Below are 22,529 nucleotides of genomic sequence, written 5' to 3'. Positions count from 1 at the left end.
TAAGAAGCCCCGTTGTCTGCTAGGTTGACTTAACAAAGGGAAATAAATAATAGCCCCAATCCCAATAGCTCAATTAGCTAGGATGGAGTATTTCATATGAATGCTTCTGTACTTGTAACTCTCGCCATCGTGCTGACAGCCGTTGTTTCGTGTGGTGATAGTTCGAGTGATGATGACGTAAATGTGGTATCAGCAGCTGCCGATACCGATGTATCGGATACGACGAGTGATATTGTTTTACCAGTCGATGATTCAGACTCTGCAGGTGACTCTCAACCCGCAGATCCCCCGGCAGAGCCTCCGCCGCGAGTGGATCAGGATGGCTTGCCATTACCCAATTTATCCGTCAGTTTTGATTATGAAGCGTATCTCAACGCTCAACCTGAGCACTACACGAGCATAGACTCATCATTCGGTAATGTTACTTCCCAGGACAATACGCCGTTTGACAACCCGGTGGATAATGCCGGTGCGACGTTAGGACGAGTTTTGTTTTACGATGTCAGATTGTCGGCAAACAGTACGATTGCATGTGCATCTTGTCATACTCAGCAGTTTGGTTTTTCCGATCCCGCGACATTCAGTACCGGTTTTAACGGTGGAAAAACGGGTCGGCATTCAATGGGGTTGTCTAATGCAACCTTCTATTCTCCTCAACATTTTTTCTGGGATGAACGAGCCGATACGCTGGAAGATCAAGTGTTGATGCCAATTCAGGATCCCGTCGAAATGGGAATGAATTTACTGGATCTGGAAGTGAAACTGGCCCAAACGAGTTTTTACCCGGCGTTATTTACAGCGGCATTTGGTGATGAAGCCATTATCAGTGCACGTATCTCGAAGGCGTTGGCGCAATTTATTCGGTCTATGGTCTCTTATCAGTCGAAATATGACGTCGCCTTTGCCCAAGGGACAGGCAATGATCCGGATTTTACCGGTGTATTTACCGAGCAGGAGCAGCTGGGGCATCAATTGTTTTCTGGCTTTCCCGGTGATATACGAGATTCACTTGGCTGCATTACCTGCCACCAAACCTCTGCACATACTGCGGATGCGGTCCATAATAACGGACTGGATGCCAATACCAGTGCTGATGAAGGCGCGGGTGGCGGATTCTTTAAGGTGCCGTCCCTGAGAAATATTGCTGTGCGGGCGCCCTATATGCATGACGGGCGGTTCACCAATTTAATGGAAGTGGTGGAATTCTATAACAGCGGTGTACAGGCCCACCCCAATTTAAGTCCGGCACTGCGACGCAATAATAGTCCGAGTGGTTCACCGATTCGATTTAACCTGACCTTGCAGGAAAAAGAGGCGCTGGTAGCGTTTCTGAATACCCTGACCGATGAAGTGTTCCTGGCCAATCCGATGTTTGCTGATCCGTTTTTGAAAGCGGGACCGACCAACCTGCAGGGAGAGGAATAAACAGGTCTTAACGTCAGCATAAGGACAGGGGGAGTAGTTAAAAAGATAGAGCCAGTATTAATGGCTCTATCTTTTATGATTTACAGGCGTAAATACAATTATGCCGCGCTAATTTCGATGTTTTCAGATGTAGCCAAGTGCAGAAAGTGCATGTGTCTTTCGTACTGGGTCAGTGCATCGGCAATGATCTGTTCTTGGGTATAACCCAGTACATCATATTGCTGTCCGCCCTGAAGCAGGAAGACTTCGGCACGGTAATACTTGTCGTGCTCTTCGTTGGCATAAGTCGGCAAAACAAAAGGACGTAATCGAATACCGTAGGCGAAATCTTCCACTTCACCTTTTGCAACGACCATACGCACGCGTTCTTCATCCAATATTTGGATCCGCGCGGCTAATCCCTGCATTTTCATCTCTTCGGCCAGAGAAGTTAATGCCGGTACCGCAATCAGTTCGATGAATCGCATGGCTTCTGTTTTCTTTGGGTGGCTAACCAGTGATGAAATACGTTCTTTCCAGCTTATACTCGCTTGGGTGTATTGCACTGACGTATTGTGGTTCTGAACACTATTTTGCAGCATGTAATCGTTGCACAGTGCTTTAAATAAGCAATAACAGAACAGCAGCATTAACAGCATAATCGGGAAAGCACTGGCAATGGTCATTGTCTGTAACGCCGATAAACCACCTGCTGCAAGCAGTGCTGCAGCAACGACACCTTCAGTTAACGCCCAGAAGATGCGCTGCCATACCGGTGGCTCGGCAGCTCCTCCGGATGTCAGGGTATCGATAACCAGAGAACCGGAATCAGAAGAGCTGACAAAGAAAGTAACTACCAGAGAGACGCCAAGAATCGAAAGCAGGCTTGAAAATGGCATATGCTCAAAGAATTTGAACAGGGCGACAGGAACATTCTCACTGACAGCCTGGCTCAGGTATGTTGCACCATGGTTCATGATGGCATCGATAGCGGTATTACCAAATGCGGTGAACCATAAGAAGCCAAACAGTGAAGGTAGCAGGAGTACACCAATCAAAAATTCGCGAATTGTTCTGCCTCGAGAAATTCGGGCGATGAACATGCCGACAAATGGAGACCATGAAACCCACCAGCCCCAGTAAAGTAATGTCCAGCCGCCAATCCAGTCTTCTTTCGGCTCATAAGCAAACAGATTAAAGGTTTTGTTTACAATATCGCTTAAGTAGCTACCGGTATTCTGAACAAACGATTTCATGATCAGAGCGGTCGGGCCTGCAATAATTACGATGGCAAGCAGGGTAATCGCCAAGGTCATATTGACATTGGATAAGCGTTTAATGCCGCCATCAAGGCCAAGTACCACAGAAATCGTGGCAAATAAGGTGATCACTGCGATGAGGACCATCTGTACGGTGGTGTTCTGAGGCAAATCGAACAGGTAGTTGAAGCCAGCATTGACCTGCATGACGCCAAAACCGAGTGAGGTTGCTACACCAAACAGCGTGCCAACAACGGCAAAGGTATCGACAACATGGCCAATCGGGCCATAAATTTTGTCACCAATCAGCGGATAAAGTGCAGAGCGCGGGAGTAATGGTAACTTATGGCGGTAGGCAAAGTAGGCCATTGACAGAGCAATGACGGCATAAATAGCCCAGGCGTGTAATCCCCAATGGAAGAACGTGATTTTCATGGCTTCCCGGGCAGCTTCGACTGACTGCGGATCACCAACAGGCGGCGACATAAAATGCATGACGGGTTCGGCAACGCCGAAGAACATTAAACCAATGCCCATTCCGGCAGAAAACAGCATGGCAATCCATGAGCGGTAACTGTAATCCGGCTCAGCGTGATCGGGGCCGAGTTTAATATCGCCCAGCCGGCTGCACATGACGAAAATAAGAAAAATAAGAAAAATGGCAACAGAAAGAATATATATCCAACTGGCCTGGGTCACGAACCAATTCTGGATGGTACTGAAATATTGCTGGGCCGAGTCAGGCCATAAGATACCAATAAGCGAAAGTACGGTAATAATGGTAAGTGAACTAAAAAATACAGGTTTATTTAGGTTTGATTGCAAACTCATAAATCCTTCTACAGCTGAGGGTTATTGTGTTGCTATTGATATGAACAAGCCGTTTCTGGGCTGGTTCAAAATGGTGCTAACGTAGTGTTTTTCAACGCTTGCAAGGTGTTTATCTAACAGAGTAAATATGCCAGGTTATGGCAGTACTCTATATTCAGTTGCGCCCTGGAAATCCTTGGGAGCATTTAAGCGGACAATATATTAGCAATAATATGTTTAGTGTTCAAAGTAATGTTTTGGGTTTTATGCGTTTGGATGATTATTTCTTGTGATATATTCTTGATTTTAAATGAGATATCAGCTGTTTATTCGGTTTTATTTTTTAGAGTTCGATGCATTTTATGTGGTCGATTTCGCTAATAATTATGGAGGGTAAAGAGAGGTAGGCTGTAAGGAGAATAAAAAAACACCCGCTCTGAAATAGTTATGAACGGGCGTTACTGTATGAATGATCACGCTATTATCTGGAGTATTATCCCCCCCAGCTTTTACTGCCGCTGGACGATTTGCTCCAGCTCGATTTTGCCGACACGGTTGAGCCAAACCCACCCCGAGAAATAGTACGGCTTACCGTTGGCTTAGGCTTCATTTGCTCTTTAGATACCCGAACCTTGCTTTTCTTGTAGCTACTGCGACCGTAATCGTAACCGTCAGCCGTCGTCCAGCGATCATAGAAAATACTGCCCGGATAATAAGAGCGGAACATAGGCTGGGAATAATAACCTCGGTTATTGTCCAGCATCCGACCAAACATAAAGCCAGCCATCGCCGGCATAAACCAGTTATTGTTGTGCGATTGTACACAGGCATTAGCCCCGAACTCTGCCACACAATCATTCTGCGTTGAGTATTTCGGTGCCGTGCGCTCTGCTTCTTCTAATGCATTCTGGTAGGCGGCTTGACATTCACTGCTGTAATTTGGGTTGTCATTAATACAGTCGTCTAAGCCCTGATAAATAGAAGCTTCACTACTATTGTCACTGCATCCTGAGAGAACAGCACCTGCAAACGCAACGGTGATCGGTGTAACAGAGAACGTACGCCAATTTTTACGCATGCTTGCCAGTACAACCTGCTTACTTCGTTTCATCGCGGTGGCTCCTAGTAAGTCATGCAAGCGGCATTAAGCAGGCCAACCGAAACAGAAGTGGCTGCCATCACGATACCCGCGGGGACTTCCCCTGCTTCAATACGTTCTACTATCTTTGGCATGAATCCAAAGCGAATGATGACGAAAGCGATAAGTTGAGCGATAAGTGCCACGACACCCCAAACCGCAAAGTCGACTAAGTTGACTGAGTTACTGGCAGCGCCAGCAACAGCCAGACAGTAGCCAATGATGGAGCCTGACAGGGCAATGGCTGCGGAGATATTTTTTTCGTCTTTCACCAGTTTCCATTCGTCGTGCGGGGTAAATCGCACATAGACGAATTTAAACAGTAATAAGAAAATCAGTGACAGTGAGAAATACAGTAAAAAGGCACCAAGGCCCGCTAGAGAGTTCGCTAAAACATCCATGTGAGTTCCTAATTATTTGAGAGTTACAAACTAGCCAATCAGCTTAAAGTCTGTCGGTGAAAGGTTGATGCCGGTACTGGTAGCCAGACTGCGTTCGGCACGGTTATGAATGATTTTTTCTTCGCCTGCGACTAATAGGCATTCGAAGATATCGTTGCCGATCTCTCGCTCGTAAATCATGACGAATTGATCGGTTTCGCTAATAGAACCATTTTCCAACCAGGTTTTTTCTGTCATCGCGACTGGGCGGCTGTTATCCCAGACTTTTTCAAAAGTATGGCCTTCCAGCTCCCATGTGGGTTGCACAATCTGATTGTGAAGTAAGTGCTTCCACTCAGATTCGGTATCAATTGGCTTAGTGTCGTAGAAATAATAAAGTTTTACTTCGCTGACATCGGCTTCAGTCTGGCCATGAGTAAGTACCTGAATAAAACCATCGTCATCGGTGTAATAGCGGAGCAGGCGAGTTTGCTCATCAAGCTGAACTTCGCCAACGGCCTTAATGAGCTGAGTACGCGAAGCCCCTTCAATAACAAGGTCGGGTTCGATCAGACGCAGTTTAAGATCATCTAATTCGAATGCCCCACCAAGCCTCAAACCCAGAATTTCAGGCGCCTGTTGAATGGGTTTTTCAGGTGTTGTTTTCTTCTTAAGCCAATCAAACATTGTTATTCCTGATCAGATATCGATGAGAATTAAGGATTAGAACTGCGTATGTCTACCACGTAAACGTCTTAATGCGCTCGTCCGCAATATAAAAAAGCTTAGCACCGGGGGGAACTTCACGGTCAAGTATCGGATTGAGTTCGATCCCTGCGCCGGTATCAATTGCAATCAGCGTCGCTTCATATTGTTGCTTGAAACGAGAGAACAATGCATCGATGCTGGTGGCAGAGCAGTGCTCTGGGTAGGTAACAGAATATTGAGTCATACCCCGATGGGTACTGAGCAGTTCATGGTGGAGCCCACTGGAACCGGGATCGATTGCGGCTTTAGCCAGCATTTCGACGGCGACGGATGGAATACATTCCGCATTCGGGCAATGCTGTTTTAACAGCTGGCTTAGCGCTTCGTCATTGAAATAGGCGAGCAGATGCGCCTCTGGATTTTTGTTGGCGCAATACAAAGCAGCTGACAGCGTTATATCGTCTTCCGGGTTGTCGATAATGATGCAGCTGGCACTGGTGACGCTGGCTCTTGCCATCCCATCGTTATCGGTAAAACTGGTGACCCGGACAAATTCGACTTCTCCCGGCAGGGGGTTTTCAATTTCAGGACGAACACACAGCACGATAGGGCGTTGATCTTTCTCTTCGTGTTGTAACATCTTGATCAGATGCAGGGTGCGCTGTTCATTCCAGCCTAACACCAGGATATGGTTGTTCACTTTAAGACTCCGTTTTCCCAATAGACCGCTTTTCCAGTAGTTAATGAATACGGAAGCGATACGGCCGACGCAAATGGCGAAAAGCCCCAATCCGCCCGGTATAACGAATAAGGCGGCGACCCACTTACCTGCTGTTGTCGTCGGTGACATGTCGCCGTAACCGACAGTCGACGCTGTGACGAACAGATAATAAATGAAATCGGTAAAAGTGCGAGTGAGTACATGCTCACTCGCAATGGTAAGTAATACCCAGCTTATCGCTATATATCCAAGCAGCGATAGCAACAGGTTGCGTCCATTCAGCTGGCGAAATTGAAGCAGAGCCCACCGACGAATTAGCAACCATAACGACATGTATACCTCCAGTTTTTCGAATTCTGCTATTTGCCTAAGATACGGGCTAATTCGTCTTCTGCAGATGATTTTCCACCCGAGGTGATACCCGCTTCGGCAAGTTTCTTATCCAGGCTGCTACCTGATTGCTCTTCAGCCATTTCGGCTGCAGCCTCAAGTTGCGCAGATTTCTCGGCCTGACGCTGTTTTATGCGCTCCAGCGACTCAACGGCGGTGTGCATTTTTGCATTGGCGCCGACGTTGGTAGCAGATACCGCTGATTGCGCCCTCTGTACCGCTTCATTGGCCTTAACAACATCAACCTGTTGCTCCAGCTGGCGTAGTTTGTCTTTCGCTTGCGCAATATTGGTACGCATACTTTGTTCTGATTTTACAAATTGGTCTAAGTATATTTGCTCAGCCTGTTGTTCGGTGCGCAGGTTCGCAACTTTCTGGGCACATTCTAGGGCAAGATCTTGCTGACCATTGTCCATGGCACCACGTGCATGGCTTTCATACTCATTAATGCCGTTGGTGAAGGCATCCACTTTCTGCTGTGACATTTTACGCTTAGCGACAATGCTGACTAATGCTTCATCAGAGCGGCGAAGTTCTTGTTTGGCATCACGGATTTCCTGATCAAGAATACGCAGCGCCTGGCTATCAGCAATGTTTTCGGCAGCTTCATTGGCCCCACCTTTAATGGCGGTAAATAATTTTTTCCAGACGCTCATTATGCAATCTCCGCGAGGTGGTCTTGATATAGTTCGATAAAGGCTTCAACGTTACGGAATAGTGTTGCCACTTCAATGACGACACTTTCAGCTTTGGATTGAGAAGACAACGAACCAAAAGCGACATAGTAGCTGTCTCCCTGAATCTCATTGATACCAATTGTTGAGAGCGGGAACATCTTATGAGTCCGTAATATGTCGTTGTTTAGCGCTGTGATGTCTTTAACTTGTTGCTGAGGGAAAAGCAGTACTTCAACTAGGATCTGCTCACCAGAGACTGCCAGAAACGCCTCAATATTATCTTCGTTGCGGATAACGAGGGTCTGTTCACTTGCTTCTACTTGCCAACCTTCATGTTCGGTCAGAACAGGGAGAAGATCTGATAATTTCCATGTCATTTATATTACCTTCTTTCTCATTAAGTGAGTATTTGATTTACTTCCATATGACAGCAGGAATACGACAAAATTCATTTGCTTCCAGAGGTATATCAGCCAATTTTCACCCAGACGTCAACTGAGCCACTCTGATTTTTCAGACTTACTGGAGTTATACAGTAAATATTATGAGATTGCTTATACATTATTAAAGTGACGAAACGCACGCTTGTCATTGTTTTTGTGACGATTCTATTAATGATGGTTGGTTTCTTCTGGTTATGGCGTTGAGGGGAAGGGGAGACAGCTGCAGGATCAAAAAAGCCAAACTGTGTATGACACAGTCTGGCAATAATGGCACAGAGAAGAGCCAGAGTGCTCTTCTCTTATTACTTTGTGAAACAGTTGCTTAGTTCAACAATTCTTTCGCAGTGTTAACCACGTTTTCAACCGTGAAGCCGAACATCTTGAATAGCTCGTCTGCAGGTGCAGATTCACCGAATGTTGTCATACCGATGATCTTGCCACCGAAGCCAACGTACTTGTACCAGAAGTCAGCGATGCCCGCTTCAACGGCTACACGTGCTGTTACGTCGGCTGGCAGTACTGCTTCACGGTAAGCGGCATCTTGCTTGTCGAATAGGTCTGTAGCTGGCATAGAAACAACGCGAACCTTACGGCCTTCTGCTGTTAGCTGTGCGTATGCTTCTGTTGCTAGCTCAACTTCAGAACCTGTCGCGATAAAGATAAGCTCTGGTTTGCCTTCGCAATCTTTAAGGATGTAGCCACCCTTCGCGATATCAGCAACTTGTGCTTCAGTACGCGCTTGCTGTGCCAGGTTCTGACGCGAGAAGATCAGTGATGTAGGGCCGTCTTTGCGCTCGATAGCGTATTTCCAAGCAACTGCAGATTCAACCTGGTCACATGGGCGCCATGTGCTCATGTTTGGTGTCAGACGTAGAGAAGAAACTTGCTCTACAGGCTGGTGCGTCGGACCATCTTCACCCAGACCGATTGAGTCATGCGTGTAAACCTGGATGTTCTGCACTTTCATCAGTGCAGCCATACGCATTGCGTTACGCGCGTATTCCATGAACATCAGGAATGTTGCGCCGTATGGTACGAAACCACCGTGCAGGGCAATACCGTTCATGATCGCAGTCATACCGAATTCACGTACACCGTAGTGGATGTAGTTACCCGAGAAGTCTTCAGCCGTTAGTGACTTAGAGCCAGACCACATGGTCAGGTTAGACGGAGCAAGGTCAGCCGAGCCGCCCATGAATTCAGGAAGCATTGCACCAAACGCTTCTAATGCGTTTTGAGATGCTTTACGTGATGCGATGTTAGCAGGGTTCGCTTGAAGATCTGCAATGATAGCGTTGGCTTTTTCTTCCCACTGTGCAGGAAGGTCGCCAGCGGTACGGCGTTTGAATTCTGCCGCCAACTCAGGGTATGCTGCTGCGTAAGCGGCAAACTTCTTGTCCCATGCGGCTTCTTTTGCTGCACCGGCTTCTTTCGCGTTCCACTCAGCAGCTACGTCTGCAGGGATTTCGAAAGGACCGTGGTTCCAGCCAAGGAATTCACGTGCTGCTGCGATTTCTTCTACACCTAGTGGTGCACCGTGACAGTCGTGAGAGCCTGCTTTGTTTGGCGAACCAAAACCGATGATAGTTTTGCAGCAGATAAGTGTTGGTTTACCTGTTTCTGCTTTAGCGGCTTCGATGGCGGCATTGATCGCTTCCGGATCGTGACCGTCAACAGCTGGGATCACGTGCCAGCCATATGCTTCGAAACGCTTAGGTGTGTCGTCAGAGAACCAACCTTCAACTTCACCATCGATAGAGATACCGTTGTCATCCCAGAAAGCAACCAGCTTACCTAGACCTAGCGTACCCGCCAGTGAACATGCTTCGTGAGAGATACCTTCCATCATACAACCGTCACCTAGGAACGAGTATGTGAAGTGATCAACGATGTCATGGCCTTCGCGGTTGAACTGTGCAGCAAGTGCTTTTTCAGCCATTGCCATACCTACCGCGTTAGTAATACCCTGGCCTAGAGGACCAGTTGTGGTTTCGATACCCGGTGCATAACCGTATTCCGGGTGACCCGGTGTTTTTGAGTGAAGCTGACGGAAGTTTTTCAGATCATCGATAGACAGTTCGTAACCTGTCAGGTGAAGCAAGGAGTAGATCAGCATTGAACCATGGCCGTTTGATAGGATAAAACGGTCGCGGTCAGCCCACTCTGGGTTTTGCGGGTTGTGGTTCATGTGGCTACGCCACAGTACTTCAGCGATATCAGCCATACCCATAGGCGCGCCAGGGTGGCCAGAATTTGCTTGTTGTACACCGTCCATGCTCAGGGCACGGATTGCATTTGCGAGGACTTTACGTTCCATACTTATGTCACCAAAAATTAAATCAATTCAAAAAAGTAAGAAAGCGGCTAAAGGCCGCTTTCTGAAATTATATTAAGTCTTACAGGCGCTCAGCAATCATTGCTTCAAGCTTGCCTTGGTCAACCGCGAAGTTGCGGATACCGTCAGCCAGTTTCTCAACAGCCATTGGGTCTTGGTTGTGCTCCCATAGGAACTCTGCGTGAGTCATAGCTGCCGGGCGTTCTTTGAGCTCAACGTCAGCAACTAGCTTCTGCACCACTTCGCCTTCAGCGTCGCTTAGGGCTTGAAGTAAATCAGGGCTGATAGTCAGGCGGTCACAACCCGCTAGCTCTAGAATTTCGCCAGTGTTACGGAAGCTTGCGCCCATCACGACAGTGTTGTAGCCGTGCTGCTTGTAGTAGTTGTAGATACCTGTTACTGACACAACGCCTGGATCTTCAGATGCTTCGAAGTCGCGGCCTTCTTTCGCTTTGTACCAGTCCATGATGCGACCAACGAAAGGAGAAATCAGGAATACGCCTGCTTCTGCACATGCACGAGCCTGAGCAAAAGAGAACAGTAGAGTAAGGTTACAGTTGATGCCTTCTTTCTCCAGGATTTCAGCAGCACGAATGCCTTCCCAGGTAGAAGCCAGTTTGATCAGGATGCGATCATTAGTGATGCCGGCATCGTTATACATTTTAATTAGCTGGCGAGCTTTTTTGATGCTGCCTTCAGTGTCGTAAGAAAGACGTGCGTCAACTTCTGTAGAGATACGCCCCGGTACGACTTTCAGGATTTCTTTACCGATGTTAACGGCAAGCATGTCGCATGTGTCTGCAACCTGCTGAGATTTGTCTTCGCTTTGTGCTTTGGCATAAGCAATTGATGCATCGATAAGAGGAGCGTATTCGGCGATCTGGGCTGCTTTCAGGATCAACGACGGGTTGGTCGTTGCATCTTCAGGCTGATATTTGCTGATAGCTTCGATGTCGCCAGTGTCAGCAACAACAGTAGTTAGCGCGCGCAGTTGTTCCAGTTTTGTGCTCATATCTTTCGACCCTTAACGTGATAGGACATTGTTCAATGCTAGCCTAAATTGAAGCTAGAAAAAGTATATTTACGTGCTCTTAACTTAAATTTCGCAAACCACAAACATAGAGTGTGAGCGGATGTGTTGGTTGAGAGCAATTGATGTGATGATGATTGTCTTTTTACTGCAAAATGTCAATTATTAGCTATGCTAAATCGTATTTGGATCTCATTTTTTCCGTATTCAATCCATTTGAGAGGAGGTTATTACTGAACCTGTTGATGGTCGTTTGTTTTGCTGACACATTACAATTGCGCAAATGCTCAGCCATCAGATCATATGCTCACCCCCTTGCTGGCTAGCAACCGTAATGTGCTGCTGGATTTCCTGGACTAGCCGTTTTAAGGCTGAAGTCAATGTCATCATTTCGATATCGGTTGGTCTTTCGTTGGCTTTGACACGTTTTTCGACTACCTGAGCGGCTTCGCTTAGCTGATCAGCACAAATGCTAGAGGATACCCCTTTTAGAGTGTGGCTGATCAAGATAGCGGCATCAAAATCTTGCTTGTGCAGTGCTTGCTCAAACTTCGTGACATCGTTGCCATGTTCTTCGGCAAACATGCTCAGAAATTGCAATACAATATCGTGGTCGTGATCCATCATTTCCAGCAGGTTATTCAGGTTAATCTGTCGAAACTGGTCCGGTTGCAGCTGTATAGCGCTTGTCAGAGGTGATGTCTCAGCCTGCTCTATCTTGCTATCGTCGAAATCCATACTGATTGATGACAAGCTTTCTGGTGGCAGGCTTTCCCAGCCTGATGTTGTTATACAGGTATCCATTTCGGGGAGTGGTTCAGACAGAGCTCTTCGCACAGTCGCCGTGCTGGTAATTTTTCCTTTAAATCGTTGCAGCGCATCGAGTAGTTTTCGCTCGTCCAGAGGTTTGGTGATCACGCAGTCAGCTCCGGCATTTATCATGGTCTTCTGGGTTTCTTCAAACACATCGGCCGTACAGGCAAAAATCGGTATCTGGTGAAGGGGTGATGCCAGCGCCCGGATACGTTGGGTGGCTTCGATTCCATCCATGACCGGCATGTGGTTGTCCATCAGAATGATATCGAAGTATTCATCATCGAGTATTCTTAAAGCCTCCTCGCCATTTTCGACCACTTGAGTTTGAAACCCGTGTTGCTTCAGGAAAGAATCGATGATTAAGACATTGAGGTGATTATCTTCAACGATGAGCACTTTGAGATCAATAAAGGCACTTTGATCAAACTCGATTTCCGATTGCTCTTCTTGTTCATAGTGACCGGAATTGACCGTTAAGGTCACGACAAAGGTTGAACCTTCACCGGGCTGGCTCTTTAGCTGAATATCCCCCCCCATTAGCTCGGTGAGTTGTTTAACAATACTTAAGCCTAAACCTGTACCGCCAAAGCGTCTGCTGGTTGATACCTCAGCCTGCACAAACGGATCAAAGATCATTGGTATGCGGTCTTGCGCGATGCCAATTCCGGTATCCTGAGTAATAATGGTGAGCACTATTTCATTGGGTTGATGGCCAGCCTGTTGCTTCAGGGTGACTCGCACTTCCCCTTTATCGGTAAATTTAATCGCATTGCTGGTGAGGTTGAATAATATCTGGCGAATGCGGGCTTTGTCTGCATAGAACCAGGTTGATGGTTCAAATTGACAATCAATGTAGAAGTCGATGCCTTTTTCTTTAGCAAGAGAGTAGTAGGTGCTTTCAATGGTGCCGATCAAATCGGTAAAACAAAAGTGCGTTCTATCAAGCTTTAGCTGGCCTTGCTCGATTTTAGAGAAATCCAGAATATCATTGAGCAGCGACATCATATGTTTGCCCGAATCAAGCAACGTTCGCAAATGATGTTCTTGCTCTGTTGACAGTTCGGTTTTCAGCAGCAACTGAGAAAGCCCCAGCATGCCATTCATTGGGGTACGAATTTCATGAGATAAGTTTGCCAGAAAGGCCGACTTGGCTCTGTCTGCATCCTCGGCCTTGTGCAGTGCCAGATTAAGACGCTGGGTATCGGAAGATATTTTATCAGCCCCCTGGTTTAAGGCAGCATGAAGTACCTGAAACTCATGGGGACCAGTAAATGTTTCATCACGAGAATAGTTCCCCAGTTTAAACTGGGCGGCAAAGCGCGACAGTTTTGTTAATGGCACCGTGATACGTTTGGTTAAAGTAATCGATAGGATAATCACTATACAGGCGGTGAACAATAGCACCAGCATAAAGTAGCTATGCAGGTAATCGATCACTTTCGTTGCGGTATGCTGTGGGGTTATGGTCACTAACGACCACAGCCGTTGGTGGTTATTATCAAGGGTGTTCAATTTGGAAATAGTGGTAATGAGTTCATCACCATAGCGGTTGGTGTAGCGAGCCACTCCTCCCCGCTCGTTGCCGACCTGGAATGCTCCTTGATCATAGTTCTGTTTAAACTCATCGTAAGCCTGCAGGGCACGTCCCTGGTACTTACCTGATAATAGGGCATCACCTTGTCGATTTATAAGGAAGACATAGTCAGCCTCACTAATCTGATCGCCTAAGTAGTTCAGTCGTTCATTAATTTCACTCAGTCTGTATTCCACTAATAAGAAGCGCTCTTTTTCGGGGCGTGACTGAGATGAATGATTGTTACTGACTTTGGTGATAAACAGCAGGCAGGGAACTGAAGTGACATTTTGTGGCACCGTGATATACGTCTTATCCGGGGTTGAGTCTATCTTGCCCAAAATGTCGGCGAAATCATTTAAGCCAAATTTTTTAAGCTCGTTTGCCAGCTCTACCGGTTGACCTGAATGGGATGATTCAGTGATCTTGAATTGATCGCCCTGTTTTTCAACCAGGTGAATGGCGTTAAAGGCTTGATCAACAGCGCTCAGCTCGGCCAGGTAATGGCTGATAAAACTTTTGTCGTTGGACGATGCGCCAAGGGTGAACGATGGGTCTAATTCAAAAACGGGTGAGTTGGCCAGTGTTTTCAGGCTAATCAGGCGATTGGCAAAAATATCATCAATGTTTTGTGCTGCAATCTCGGTACGGTTGTGAATACCCTGGGAGATTTGCTCAACGGCAACGGTCGACCATTTCTCGCTGCTTATCCAGCTATAGATGAACGCAGGAATAATACCTACCGACAGCATACTGGCCAGTAAAATGGGTTTGATTTTATGTGGGAATAATCGCATCACTATCCCTGACATCCTTGTTCGTCGCGAAAAGCCCGCTATTTTCTTAACAACTTAAAAACAAATATAACAATAATATCAATCCGAGGCTTTGCAATAGTGAAGAAAGTTGATCTAAACGACAAAGTTTTGGTGGAGTGAAATACATTGGTTGATGAAGGTCATGAAAGAGAGGGCAAGCACATGATTCGCTTGCGCCCTCATCATGAGGCGGTGTGGGTATATCTAACAGAACACGCCCCTGACTAACTTAATAGCTGCTCTAGGGTAAGCGGTGCAGCGGTTAACCCGACTTGCTGAGCTGGTGTCAGGCCTGAACGGTCCTGACGGCACAAGTTATGCCATGCGCGGTAAATATCCAGTAGTGGCAATAGCCCTGCCGGGCGCAATTTACGACGTGGCTCATTAACTAGTTGTGAAAACTGGTCGTGGAAGCGGGTTTGGTACTCACTGATTGCTCTATGAGACGCGATTTCCAGCCACTTCTTTTCATTGTCTTTTTCACCGCCTATATGACATATACCTTTGCCGATATCATCATGGCGAGTGAAGGCCCAGCGATCACGCCACCAACTCATTAATACGATATCAATGCGCCCCGCAGCCTGACCATGTCGCCAACCTTTATCTTCGATGACATAAAGCGGATGAATACTGTTATCTTTAATACGGTTAAGGAAAACAGAGATACATGCCGAACGCAATAATGTTTCCTGAGGCATAAAGAGAGACAGTGACTCGTTATATTCAAGCATTTGTGACAAATGCAGGTAGTGTGCGTAAACAGTGTACTGTGGACGGACTAGGCACCCTTTGGTCGGATAGTTAATGCGCGGCAGATGACTGAGTGGATCTTCCATATTAGGACGGGCCAGTACTTCGCGGTAAGTTGCATCAACGCGAGCCAGAATACCTTGGGGGGCAGGCAACGGTACTTCAACCAGCTGTGCGTTGGGTGCAGCCATAAAACGGGTATTGTTCTGGTATGGGTCGTGATCTTTGCTGGGATTATCGACATCGGCCGGGTGATAATTCACATGCTGGCCAACGATATAGCCTGATGATGCTTCACCGGTGGCAATCCATAAAACACCGTTATCACTGTTAGGTTGCAATGGCTTTAAATCTGACGCGAGCGATAAGGTTTGCGCATGTTTAAACAAGCGGGCATCAAACATCGACAACTGACGGCGGCAGCGACTGGCAATGTGCGAGAGCTGATCGTAAAAGGTTTTCGGGTTCATTCCCTGGCGACGGCAAATGTCACGTACCGAATAGCCAGTAAATAACATGGCTAACAGTTTTTGCTGAACCATATGCTTGCCATTAAAACCTGACCAGCGGTCGACAAAAGTGGCCTGGCAGCATTTGCAACGGTATCGCTGGCGATCGCCGCTGTAGCCAAAAGCATGATAAAGATGGCGATGGGTCAGTACCGGTAGGCCGAGATTTCTGCAGTCAGGATTATTACACGCAGGGAGGCCACTGCTTTGTGCGAGTTTAAGGCGAGAAACTTCAGCCACAACATCGTGGTTATTGATAACCGGGGGAAACGCACCACATTCACGGCAGATCATTGTTGGTCTGCTCGGGTTAGAGCGCTGCACTACGTAGTTGTGTTCATCCATTGAACCAAAATTGCGGCAGCTGACTGTTTTACAGTGATTAAGTTGTAAATGCCCGTAAGCTGGTGGCAACAGGGTTGCAGAGGATGCTGGGTGAAGTTTTTTCATCATGGTTGCCTAACCTAATCCTTGTGCATTAGCCAGGAGAAGAGAAGGGGACTGAATAAAAGGTACCCCTCTTATTCAGTACAGCATTAGCCGCCCACAAGTCAGCTGATATTTCACATAAATCGCCTGAGAAAAGCATCAATGTATGACGATGTTTTTCTCAATTCAAATTGTGTAAGACGCCACATATTACAAAATGTTGAGCTGCGATCATGCTCAAGAACAGCCTCCCTGTGGACACTAATATTCCCTTTTTCCACATTACTCATTACGTAACGTTAAAAACGTTGTCGTTAAGAGCTATGCCATTAGAACTGATGACATAATAACTATTATATCAACTAGAATAATGGCATAGGTCTTAACTCTGTCTGAGACAGAGGTAGCGGCCAGAGAATCGGGGAAAACCCTGACCGCTAAATACTTTTAACTCAAACGGGATTAGATGTTGATCGCTGTTTCCAGTGCGACGTTCATCATCTCGTTGAAAGACTTCTGACGGTCTTCCGAACTTAGTTTCTCACCACGAGTGATGTGGTCAGATACAGTCAGGATAGTCAGTGCTTTTGCACCAAGCTCAGCAGCCACACCGTAGATACCAGCCGCTTCCATATCAATACCCAGAATGCCAAGCTTTTCCATTTTTTCGAACAGGTCAGCTTCAGGGCTGTAGAATAGATCTGCAGAGAATACGTTGCCTACACGAACAGGTACTTTTTGCTCACGCGCTTTGCTTACTGCAGTTTCCAGCAGGTGGAAATCAGCAATAGCTGCGAAATCATGGTCGTTAAAACGGATACGGTTAACTTTAGAGTCGGTAGATGCACCCATACCAATGATTACATCCATCAGTTTTACGTCATCACTTACGGTGCCACAGCTACCAACACGGATAACATTTTTAACACCGAAATCTTTGATCAACTCATGAACATAGATAGAGCACGATGGGATGCCCATACCGTGGCCCATTACAGAAACACGCTTACCTTTGAAAGTACCTGTGAAACCAAGCATGCTGCGGACGTCACATACTTGCTTTACATCTTCCAGGAAGTTTTCAGCAATAAACTTTGCGCGTAACGGGTCACCTGGCATTAGGACTGTTTCAGCAAAATCACCAAGTTCAGCATTGATATGTGGGGTAGCCATGGCTCACTCCTAGGAATTTGTTATTAAAAGAGTTTAAGTATTTAAGAGAAAAAACGTTCAACAATAGTTTGGTATGCCATACCGCCAAGGTAAACACCAACGATGCCCATAATGCCTGGTAATACTGGTGGCGCAGGTAGTGGTAGCTTAACCGCACTAAAAAATAAGCCAACAATTAAGCCTGCAAAAATAGCCAGCAGAATTTCGTTCATGTGTTTACCCTCGATTGTCTTGCATATTCAATGTATGACGGCTTGATTCTGGCTTGCTCTTTCTATCTTCTTCATTGAAGTCCAGTTCGTTACAAATCAACTGTTCTTCACTAGTCATTCATGCTTCAGAGAGAAATAGATAAGGTGCCTTTGTATTGTTGCCGTTCGATGTGGAGAAGTTTATGGAATTCGCGGCCTTCATCTAGCGATCATGATCACATTTTAGTTTCTATACATGAAAAAAAAACCCGTTGATTACTATATATGTTGAAAGTGTGATGGAAACCGTTTGCTCGGTAGTCGTTGTATGTTGACTGAAAAGTGAGCTTGCCAATGGAGAGCGAGTGTTATTGATTGAAAATAAAGGGTTTTATATTGAAGGCTATTGATAATGCACGCTATGAAACGGATCTCACAAAAGTGTGATCTTGTAATGGATTTCATTGTTTCAGCACACAGAAATGGGATAAAACGTTTAATTTGCCGTAATTAAGTGGATTTATATTTTAGACAGTAAACTGCCGGAGCTTGTATAGGTTAGGTGGAATAATCAAAGGTTGAGCACGAAAAAAAGTAACAGAATTGGCGGATAAGCAAAATTAGACTAAAGATAAAACAACAACTTGATTTCATTAGATTCTATTTTAATGGTAAACGAGGGAGCGTAGCGATGAAGATGAAAAAGATGTTACTTGCCGCAACACTGGCATTGATTTGTATGCCTGCCAGCGCCGAAGTTTTGGGGCTCTCGGTGGGTGCCAGCGCTGGGGCTTCCAGCATTGAATATGACGGTAACAGTGAATACGGCTTTGAATATGGTATTAATGGTGCTTATCAGATCAATGATATTTTCAGTGTTAGTGCTGGCGTGGTGCAGGGAAGTGCAGAAGTCGACGCCAGTGGAAATACGGTAAAAAACGATATTGATTATACTGCTTTTCCGCTAACCCTTCGTGGTGACTTACCCTTGCTTATCGGTAGCTTGTACGCCAAAGCGGGTACAAACTATTACGACGTTGACAGGGCGTTATCCGGAATAAACGTTAACGATACTGGTTGGGGGATTATCGGTGGGGCAGGTGTTGTTTTGACACTTATCCCGTTGGTGGATTTCACCTTAGGGTATGAATACCGCGATATGGGCGATGTAACCAGTAACGCTGTCATTTTTGGTATCGGTATGGGGCTGTAATTAACGAAAAGCCGCGTTGCGGCTTTATACTCGAAGAACATGCAACTAAAACAATCTGAAAATTCATCAAAGTCGGAATTGAGTCAAAGTAAAGCGCGGCAGGGAGCCCTACCATATGAAGAGTAGAACAATAGGGTGAGTACATTATGACTAACTATGAGCACTACCTTACGGTAGCTGAACAAATCTATCCGGAGGTTCTTCGCAAACTGACTACTCCTTGGCGGATTGAATACCGGGATATATTGCCGGAACAAAATCAGAAAGGTTGTTTGGATGTCAATTTTGTCGCCGAGGATGACACGGTATTTCATCGGGTTAAAATTTCGGCCGATCAAGTTGAGATGTGGCCCGACAAGCAGCCGGTTAATGTTGCATTGATTGAATACATTATCCGTGGTGCTGCGCGGATGGCACCTCTGCGTCAGGCGGCGTACCGCAAAAATTTAGCCTACTGGCTGGAAAATTGCCTGCAGGTGGTACATTCGGTCGTGAGCTGCAAAGCTGAACTTCAGCAAGCAGTTAGTGATAATGCTTATCCGTATCCGAGCAAAGTTAAATTGAATGGTGATTACCTTCCATGTTGGGTGTTGTGTGAAAAAGAACAGCAGCTGGTGGTGTCAGTTATTGATAGCCGAACCGGCCATTTTGGCCTTACCCAGAATGTGGACGCGAGCCAATTGGTTGATTCTGAACGTTGGTTTGAAGCGCAGGTAATCGATTCTGCTGAAGAAGCGATTGATACAGCGATGGAGCATGTTAAAGATTTAGTGAGATCGACCGATAAGCATGACGATAACGAGCCTAAACTGTTGGATGCGGTGAAACATCCTAGTGCATCAACATTGAGCCCGGTGGTAAGTGTAATGCTGATGATGGGGATTGTGGTCGCGTTTTTTGTCATTTTTAAAATCCAGCTAGGATTTTAGGTCTTGCAGTGGCTGATTGTGTTACTCAAAGGCCAGGATTCGCGACAACTGACATTTTCTTCTTGGGTATATTATCGTTGGTCTTGGGCGCAAAATCTTATAATATTTACGCCATTCTTCTCGTTGTCGAGGTAGGTTATGTATAACCTGACACTGTTATCCCAAGCTGAAAAAAACCGCATTGAATTAGATAAGCAAGCAGCTTATACCGTATGGAAAGTCAAAAATGCCAAAGCGGGGTATGAGGCGTTTACTGAACAAAGTAATAATATTGAAGACGATGACGATCGTGATTTTTTTAATCAGGCGGTCAGCAAATATAAAACCAAAATGGGTGTCAAGTAATACCGAGTGTTTGTTATTTATAGCAATGGATGCGAAATGGCCCGTAAGATATTATCTTGGACGCTGGTGGCAACCGTATCTTGCCTTAGATGTTGGCACAACCGGTCCAGGCAAAACCGGTTGCCTGGGATCAGCAAGATCAAATCTGGCTGAGCCAGCAATCAGAACACCTTTCCATTCACTTCTTAGCTGGCCACCAGCAGAGTACGGCGAACGTGCTGGATATTGCAGAGCGCGTCCACCGCGTACTGCTGCCCTTTTTTAAACACACCCCAGGCACGGACTGAGTTAGCCGTGTCATTATCTCCCTATTACTCCCTGTATTTATACCTTTTTCCCATGTCTGGCTTCAGCTCTGATTCAGCTGTAGAATATAAAATCTCTCAGTTCGTTTAATGACGAAGATTTGAATGTTGGCTTAAGTCACCGATTAAAACACTCACTTTTTAATAATAACGAGTAAGGAATTAATTTTTCATACTATGAGTAAATTTACCCCCCCGGCGTTTACTAAATCGTTTTTACACCCGCGCTACTGGCCAACCCTGATTCTGGTTGCGGTAATGTATCTTATTAGTTGGCTACCATATTTTATTCAGTTTCGTATGGGGCAAGGTGTTGGCCGGTTAGCGATTCGGCTAATGAAGAAAAGACGAAACACGATCAGGCGAAATCTGGAATTGTGTTTTCCTGAGATGTCAGAGCAAGATCGTGACGTACTAATTAAAAAGAATATTGATAATACCGGGCTGGCGTTGTTTGAGACGGGAATGGCGTGGTTCTGGCCGAATCTCCGTGTCGAACGTCATGTAGAAATTGAAGGTCTTGAACACATTAAAAAGCTGCAAAATGAAGGTAAAGGGGTACTGTTAATTGCAATTCACTCAATGAACCTTGAGTTGGGTGCGCGCGCCTTCGGGATTAAAACTCCGGGTGTTGGCGTTTATCGACCTAACAATAATCCATGTTTTGACTACTTCCAGTATAAAGGACGTGTACGCTCCAACTCTGCAATGATTGATCGTAAAGACGTTAAAGGTATGCTGCGCGCACTTCGCACCGGTGAACTGGTCTGGTATGCTCCCGATCATGATTATGGTCGTCGTCGCAATTCGACATTTGCACCTTTATTTGCCGTAGAAAAAGCCTGTACAACAACTGGAACCAGTTTACTCGTGGACGCCTCGGGTTGTGCTGTCGTGCCATTTTCGATGGTACGTAATACGGATTCGGGTAAATATGTATTGAAGATCTTTACGCCGTTAGATGCTTTTCCGAACAATGATCCTGAATCAGCCGCTGCTTATATTAACAAAGCGGTTGAACGGTCAATTATGCAGGCTCCTGAACAATATATGTGGTTACATCGCCGCTTTAAAACCCGTCCGGAAGGTGAGCCTTCTTTATATGATTGAGCTACGAATTATTTGTACATAAATAGAAAAAATCCCCCGCTTTAAGCGGGGGCAAAATAATTACCGAAACTACCACACATTAGAGTAGCTACTTTAAATATTGACCATAGAGCGTTATATGTTCAATCATTTTAGAAGGCAGCTTCTTCCTTGTGCATGGGGCAAGTATACACATTCACGCCACCAATGTAATCCTTAACAGGTATGACCATGTTTCCCACCTTAAGATTATGATTGTAAATAATATTTTTCTTAAAAAATAATAAAGTGCCTGATTAAAAAAAGACACATATTGTAAGAGTTTGATACTTAACTGTTTCAATTTTTACAATCAAACCGAGCGGTTTACTTAATATTCGATTGTTATTTTGCTGGGTGAAAATCGAATGATCAGCCATTTGTTTACACTGCCGATAAAACGATGTGGTATTCTGATTGAGCTCAGCTGTTTAAACTGTCTAACAGTATTTTTGAGTCATCATTTCCATTTAGGAAGGACTCATTTAACCAATAAACACTTTGTTCAAAATCATCATTGTTACCACTAAGCAGCAAGCTTAATCCTAATTCATATTGTGCTTCTGGCTCACCGTTATGTGCTGATTTTTGAAACAGTGCCAAAGCACGATTTTTATCTTGAAGGCAGTATTTACCTTGTTGGTACAGCGATGCTAAATGAAGCTGGGCGTAGCTATCATTGAATTTATCAGCAAGTTCTAAAAAATAAATCGCATTATTGTAGTCATTAGATCCAAGATAATATTGATACATTAACTCGGTAATATCAGCACGGCCTATAGAAGATCCTTTTAACATAAATAAAAAATCGTCAGAGACTGGAGTATTTAATAATTTATCTTCAAGCTCATTAAAGCATAAGTCAGTCGTCTCGTTTTTCATAAACAGCTCTATCAATTAGATGGAAAAACAAAATAACAGATTTAATAAATTAATTGCATTAATGCTAAATTTTAGAAAATCACATTAAATCAATATACTGCTTTTGACGGGATGTAATTTATTTGTCATTTCAGTTGCTTAATAAATGGGGGGAAATGGAACGAAAGTCA

Annotated in this window: 20 protein-coding genes; 6 read left to right on the top strand and 14 right to left on the bottom strand. The window is 45.4% G+C overall.

Annotated features, from left to right (window positions below; genetic code table 11):
• Window positions 1–96 precede the first annotated feature (96 nt).
• Window positions 97–1,425 carry a cytochrome-c peroxidase gene (locus tag C9I89_RS13685; RefSeq protein WP_107283895.1) on the top strand — a complete coding sequence of 443 codons (1,329 nt, stop codon included), beginning with the start codon at window positions 97–99 and terminating at the stop codon, window positions 1,423–1,425.
• Window positions 1,426–1,523: 98 nt separating this feature from the next.
• Here the strand turns inward: C9I89_RS13685 and C9I89_RS13680 are convergent, their stop codons facing one another.
• From C9I89_RS13680 to C9I89_RS13620, 13 genes are all read right to left on the bottom strand, one after another.
• Window positions 1,524–3,494 (bottom strand): BCCT family transporter, encoded by a 1,971-nt coding sequence (locus C9I89_RS13680; RefSeq protein ID WP_107283894.1) that lies wholly within the window; start codon window positions 3,492–3,494, stop codon window positions 1,524–1,526.
• Window positions 3,495–3,966: 472 nt separating this feature from the next.
• Window positions 3,967–4,584 carry a DUF1190 family protein gene (locus C9I89_RS13675; protein ID WP_107283893.1) on the bottom strand — a complete coding sequence of 206 codons (618 nt, stop codon included), beginning with the start codon at window positions 4,582–4,584 and terminating at the stop codon, window positions 3,967–3,969.
• 11 nt (window positions 4,585–4,595) lie between these two features.
• Window positions 4,596–5,012: a DUF350 domain-containing protein gene (locus C9I89_RS13670; protein WP_107283892.1), complete on the bottom strand. Its 417-nt coding sequence runs from the start codon at window positions 5,010–5,012 to the stop codon at window positions 4,596–4,598.
• A 30-nt stretch (window positions 5,013–5,042) separates the two neighbouring features.
• Complete coding sequence (locus C9I89_RS13665) at window positions 5,043–5,678, bottom strand: YjfK family protein (RefSeq protein WP_107283891.1); 636 nt, start codon at window positions 5,676–5,678, stop codon at window positions 5,043–5,045.
• A gap of 52 nt (window positions 5,679–5,730) precedes the next feature.
• Window positions 5,731–6,753 (bottom strand): potassium channel family protein, encoded by a 1,023-nt coding sequence (locus tag C9I89_RS13660; RefSeq protein WP_107283890.1) that lies wholly within the window; start codon window positions 6,751–6,753, stop codon window positions 5,731–5,733.
• Between the two features lie 26 nt (window positions 6,754–6,779).
• On the bottom strand, window positions 6,780–7,466 hold the full coding sequence (locus tag C9I89_RS13655) for a PspA/IM30 family protein (protein WP_107283889.1): 687 nt from the start codon (window positions 7,464–7,466) through the stop codon (window positions 6,780–6,782).
• Window positions 7,466–7,864 carry a DUF2170 family protein gene (locus tag C9I89_RS13650; protein WP_107283888.1) on the bottom strand — a complete coding sequence of 133 codons (399 nt, stop codon included), beginning with the start codon at window positions 7,862–7,864 and terminating at the stop codon, window positions 7,466–7,468. Before C9I89_RS13650 ends, C9I89_RS13655 begins: the two co-directional genes overlap by 1 nt.
• A 388-nt stretch (window positions 7,865–8,252) precedes the next feature.
• Window positions 8,253–10,247: a transketolase gene (gene tkt, locus C9I89_RS13645; protein ID WP_107283887.1), complete on the bottom strand. Its 1,995-nt coding sequence runs from the start codon at window positions 10,245–10,247 to the stop codon at window positions 8,253–8,255.
• A 79-nt stretch (window positions 10,248–10,326) separates the two neighbouring features.
• Window positions 10,327–11,277 (bottom strand): transaldolase, encoded by a 951-nt coding sequence (gene tal / locus C9I89_RS13640; protein ID WP_107283886.1) that lies wholly within the window; start codon window positions 11,275–11,277, stop codon window positions 10,327–10,329.
• Window positions 11,278–11,589: 312 nt separating this feature from the next.
• Complete coding sequence (locus C9I89_RS13635) at window positions 11,590–14,481, bottom strand: hybrid sensor histidine kinase/response regulator (RefSeq protein WP_107283885.1); 2,892 nt, start codon at window positions 14,479–14,481, stop codon at window positions 11,590–11,592.
• Between the two features lie 245 nt (window positions 14,482–14,726).
• Entirely contained in the window at window positions 14,727–16,217 is a 1,491-nt protein-coding gene (locus tag C9I89_RS13630) for a transposase (RefSeq protein ID WP_425440416.1), read from the bottom strand.
• A 438-nt stretch (window positions 16,218–16,655) separates the two neighbouring features.
• Window positions 16,656–17,366 carry a purine-nucleoside phosphorylase gene (gene deoD, locus C9I89_RS13625; RefSeq protein ID WP_107283884.1) on the bottom strand — a complete coding sequence of 237 codons (711 nt, stop codon included), beginning with the start codon at window positions 17,364–17,366 and terminating at the stop codon, window positions 16,656–16,658.
• A 41-nt stretch (window positions 17,367–17,407) separates the two neighbouring features.
• The gene (locus C9I89_RS13620; RefSeq protein WP_107283883.1) at window positions 17,408–17,578 is read right to left on the bottom strand and encodes a XapX domain-containing protein; all 171 of its coding nucleotides are present in this window, start codon (window positions 17,576–17,578) and stop codon (window positions 17,408–17,410) included.
• A 670-nt stretch (window positions 17,579–18,248) separates the two neighbouring features.
• On the opposite strand from C9I89_RS13620, the gene C9I89_RS13615 reads away from it, so the two are divergent.
• The 5 genes from C9I89_RS13615 (at window position 18,249) to lpxL (ending at window position 21,459) form a co-directional block, all read left to right on the top strand.
• On the top strand, window positions 18,249–18,770 hold the full coding sequence (locus C9I89_RS13615; protein ID WP_245905489.1) for a porin family protein: 522 nt from the start codon (window positions 18,249–18,251) through the stop codon (window positions 18,768–18,770).
• Window positions 18,771–18,916: 146 nt separating this feature from the next.
• Window positions 18,917–19,699, top strand: coding sequence for a hypothetical protein (locus C9I89_RS13610; RefSeq protein WP_107283882.1), 783 nt, complete (start codon window positions 18,917–18,919; stop codon window positions 19,697–19,699).
• Window positions 19,700–19,837: 138 nt separating this feature from the next.
• The gene (locus tag C9I89_RS13605; protein WP_107283881.1) at window positions 19,838–20,044 is read left to right on the top strand and encodes a DUF3283 family protein; all 207 of its coding nucleotides are present in this window, start codon (window positions 19,838–19,840) and stop codon (window positions 20,042–20,044) included.
• Window positions 20,045–20,133: 89 nt separating this feature from the next.
• Window positions 20,134–20,331: a hypothetical protein gene (locus C9I89_RS13600; RefSeq protein WP_107283880.1), complete on the top strand. Its 198-nt coding sequence runs from the start codon at window positions 20,134–20,136 to the stop codon at window positions 20,329–20,331.
• Between the two features lie 195 nt (window positions 20,332–20,526).
• Window positions 20,527–21,459: an LpxL/LpxP family Kdo(2)-lipid IV(A) lauroyl/palmitoleoyl acyltransferase gene (lpxL, locus tag C9I89_RS13595; protein WP_107283879.1), complete on the top strand. Its 933-nt coding sequence runs from the start codon at window positions 20,527–20,529 to the stop codon at window positions 21,457–21,459.
• A gap of 441 nt (window positions 21,460–21,900) precedes the next feature.
• On the opposite strand, the gene C9I89_RS13590 is transcribed toward lpxL, so the two are convergent.
• A complete protein-coding gene (locus tag C9I89_RS13590) occupies window positions 21,901–22,359 on the bottom strand; it encodes a tetratricopeptide repeat protein (RefSeq protein ID WP_107283878.1) in 459 nt (152 codons plus the stop codon).
• Window positions 22,360–22,529: the final 170 nt, after the last annotated feature.

It is taken from the genome of Photobacterium lipolyticum (assembly GCF_003026475.1).
Taxonomy (GTDB): domain Bacteria; phylum Pseudomonadota; class Gammaproteobacteria; order Enterobacterales; family Vibrionaceae; genus Photobacterium; species Photobacterium lipolyticum.
Note: the sequence above shows the minus strand (reverse complement) of the source record. Positions and strands in the feature narration are given on the sequence as shown.

What these genes read in the sequence shown, in the direction of transcription:
- C9I89_RS13685 (WP_107283895.1), top strand. Translation starts at nt 97, where the DNA reads ATGAATGCTTCTGTACTTGTAACTCTCGCCATCGTGCTGACAGCCGTT.
- C9I89_RS13680 (WP_107283894.1), bottom strand. Translation starts at nt 3,494, where the DNA reads ATGAGTTTGCAATCAAACCTAAATAAACCTGTATTTTTTAGTTCACTT.
- C9I89_RS13675 (WP_107283893.1), bottom strand. Translation starts at nt 4,584, where the DNA reads ATGAAACGAAGTAAGCAGGTTGTACTGGCAAGCATGCGTAAAAATTGG.
- C9I89_RS13670 (WP_107283892.1), bottom strand. Translation starts at nt 5,012, where the DNA reads ATGGATGTTTTAGCGAACTCTCTAGCGGGCCTTGGTGCCTTTTTACTG.
- C9I89_RS13665 (WP_107283891.1), bottom strand. Translation starts at nt 5,678, where the DNA reads ATGTTTGATTGGCTTAAGAAGAAAACAACACCTGAAAAACCCATTCAA.
- C9I89_RS13660 (WP_107283890.1), bottom strand. Translation starts at nt 6,753, where the DNA reads ATGTCGTTATGGTTGCTAATTCGTCGGTGGGCTCTGCTTCAATTTCGC.
- C9I89_RS13655 (WP_107283889.1), bottom strand. Translation starts at nt 7,466, where the DNA reads ATGAGCGTCTGGAAAAAATTATTTACCGCCATTAAAGGTGGGGCCAAT.
- C9I89_RS13650 (WP_107283888.1), bottom strand. Translation starts at nt 7,864, where the DNA reads ATGACATGGAAATTATCAGATCTTCTCCCTGTTCTGACCGAACATGAA.
- tkt (WP_107283887.1), bottom strand. Translation starts at nt 10,247, where the DNA reads ATGGAACGTAAAGTCCTCGCAAATGCAATCCGTGCCCTGAGCATGGAC.
- tal (WP_107283886.1), bottom strand. Translation starts at nt 11,277, where the DNA reads ATGAGCACAAAACTGGAACAACTGCGCGCGCTAACTACTGTTGTTGCT.
- C9I89_RS13635 (WP_107283885.1), bottom strand. Translation starts at nt 14,481, where the DNA reads ATGCGATTATTCCCACATAAAATCAAACCCATTTTACTGGCCAGTATG.
- C9I89_RS13630 (WP_425440416.1), bottom strand. Translation starts at nt 16,217, where the DNA reads ATGATGAAAAAACTTCACCCAGCATCCTCTGCAACCCTGTTGCCACCA.
- deoD (WP_107283884.1), bottom strand. Translation starts at nt 17,366, where the DNA reads ATGGCTACCCCACATATCAATGCTGAACTTGGTGATTTTGCTGAAACA.
- C9I89_RS13620 (WP_107283883.1), bottom strand. Translation starts at nt 17,578, where the DNA reads ATGAACGAAATTCTGCTGGCTATTTTTGCAGGCTTAATTGTTGGCTTA.
- C9I89_RS13615 (WP_245905489.1), top strand. Translation starts at nt 18,249, where the DNA reads ATGAAGATGAAAAAGATGTTACTTGCCGCAACACTGGCATTGATTTGT.
- C9I89_RS13610 (WP_107283882.1), top strand. Translation starts at nt 18,917, where the DNA reads ATGACTAACTATGAGCACTACCTTACGGTAGCTGAACAAATCTATCCG.
- C9I89_RS13605 (WP_107283881.1), top strand. Translation starts at nt 19,838, where the DNA reads ATGTATAACCTGACACTGTTATCCCAAGCTGAAAAAAACCGCATTGAA.
- C9I89_RS13600 (WP_107283880.1), top strand. Translation starts at nt 20,134, where the DNA reads ATGTTGGCACAACCGGTCCAGGCAAAACCGGTTGCCTGGGATCAGCAA.
- lpxL (WP_107283879.1), top strand. Translation starts at nt 20,527, where the DNA reads ATGAGTAAATTTACCCCCCCGGCGTTTACTAAATCGTTTTTACACCCG.
- C9I89_RS13590 (WP_107283878.1), bottom strand. Translation starts at nt 22,359, where the DNA reads ATGAAAAACGAGACGACTGACTTATGCTTTAATGAGCTTGAAGATAAA.